Below are 2,127 nucleotides of genomic sequence, written 5' to 3'. Positions count from 1 at the left end.
GGACCTGCGTTAGATAGGGAACTCGCATTCACAGCAACAGTAGTTGAGCTCTACCTTAGCTTCCAAGACAGCCGTGTCGTCTTGAACCACCAACGTAACCTTGTTGTTGGCAACTTCAGCGGGAGAGAGCGTTAGGGTTTTGGTAAAAGTCTGGCCCGTCGAACTAACGGGTGAAGCGTACAAGAACCCCGACTGAGTTAGAGTGCCGCCGTTATACACGTAGTACTTGTCGTTGCCCGCATCTGGAGAACTGTTGCTGCTAGCCGGCAGATTGTTGCGGTAGGCAAATGTCAGAGTACCTCCTAGCCGGCAGCCTATTTTACAAGGAGGATCCCATTGAAAAGTATGGGCAAAGACTTTATTGGGGCTTGGTTCTGCCCAGTTGGTAGTTCCGTAAGGACCCTGGAGACTGCTCCAAATGGTGGCCGGTATCTCTGACTGCAAAGGGACAGCGGGGCTGGGTGGTGGAGCCTGCAGCCTTACCGACTGCAACCGCATGGGCTGAGAACAGGGGAGCGTGGGCAACGGTCTTGGGGAGGGGAGAATAGGGATCTGGCGGAACAGCTCATCGAGCTCCCCAATTGGGGGAACGGGGGAGGGCGTTGGTTCTAAAGGCCTAGGCCTTACAGCCGGCCTTGGAGCTTGCGCAACGGGGAAATGCTCCCAAAACCGATCTCTGCCCGCAGCAATTGAAGCAGAGCTATAACTCCAAAAACTAGAAAAAGAGACTAGAGCCAGTATACCTAGGCCCAGGCCTGTTTTTTTCATTGACGTTCTCCAGGAAACTTTCTAATAACAAAGACTTTTCAGGGAAAAGCAAGTTCCCTAGATAGGGGGATTTTCTGTAAACTTCTATTGACTCTTAAGTTCCTGAAGACCAAAGGGAGGATTTCTAGTCATTATTCCTAAAGATACGTCTTTCAACCTTCAGCCCCACCCAGATCACGCCGATCCCGCAGGCCACCAACACCGCCGACTTGGCCAAGAGGCCAGTCTCATACTCGAAAAAGCGGGTCAGCACCACCAGGGTTAGCCCCAATAGCCCCTGCCAGAAGCGCCCCCGCAGCCCCTGCTGCAACCCTTCCCAGCAGAGGATCGCCGACAACCCCACCAGCAGCAGGGTTAGGATCCAGGGGGCAACAAAGGCCAGGGCCACTCTTGAGGTCAAGTCCCCAGAAACAGCATTGCTGATCACCAGCAAAAGGGCCAGGGTAATCAGGGAGAGGAAAACGACGGCATCCTTAAGCCAGGCGGAGACAGGCTGGGATCTCTTGGCCTGCCACCCCTGCCACCAGCCCCAGCCGGCCAGCAGCAGCAACCCTGCCGCCGACAAGCTTGCCCAGGGATCCATAGCTTGGAACAGAGGTAAGGGGTCGGGATCCCAGTCCCAGGGGTCACGGAAGCTCCAGACGTAGAGCAAGAAACCCAGCCCCAGCAAAGCCAAGCCCTCCGCCGTCGGGATCAGATCCAAGACTTGCTCCTGATCGCCATCCTGGCCATTTTCTCCAGTCAAAATCCGGCTTAGCCGGTAACCATGGCGTTGGTGCCAAAAGCCCAGGCCCCAGACAACGGCAAGACCCAGCAGCAGCCAGAGGGTCAAGCCTTCTCCAGAGCTGTCCCAGCCCCCTGCCGACCTTTGTAGCGCCAGGCCGAAGTCCACCAAAGCCAGGGCAAAGATCCAGCGGGAGCGGCACCCATAGGCAAGGGGCAGCAGTAGGGCCAGGGCCAGCCAGGGGTAGAGGGGATCCAGAGCCGAGCGGATCCCCCTCTGCCACAGGTCAGTCATCCCGGCCAGGGCGAATAAGAGACAGGCCAGGACGCCACTGGGGGTGTGGAACAAGCTGTAGGCCACGGCCAAGCTGCCCAGCCCCCAGCCCAAGAACAAGCCCGCGGGGGATCCCCCCATTTGAAACCACTGGGCCATCAGAATAATGGCGGCTCCCAGGGCCAGCTCCCCGGCAATCAACAGGGCGCTGCCCAAGCGCGGGGATCCCTGCTGCCAAAGTCGCAAGCCGGCCACCTGCAGTCCCACCGTGAGGGCCAGGGATCCCAGGGCTCTGACCTAGCGGGGAATGGCCTCCCAGTTGGCAGCCACGAAGGAGATCACCCCCAAGCCCACCAGCACGG

1 protein-coding gene is annotated in these 2,127 nt (G+C 58.4%); it reads right to left on the bottom strand.

What is annotated here, in order from left to right:
* Positions 1-892: 892 nt before the first annotated feature.
* Complete coding sequence (locus tag NW827_RS00125) at positions 893-2,053, bottom strand: DUF2157 domain-containing protein (RefSeq protein ID WP_414503187.1); 1,161 nt, start codon at positions 2,051-2,053, stop codon at positions 893-895.
* Positions 2,054-2,127: the final 74 nt, after the last annotated feature.

The sequence above is a fragment of the Synechococcus sp. H70.1 genome (genome assembly GCF_047502705.1).
Classification (GTDB): domain Bacteria; phylum Cyanobacteriota; class Cyanobacteriia; order Thermostichales; family Thermostichaceae; genus Thermostichus.
This window is presented reverse-complemented; position numbering and strand designations above follow the sequence as displayed.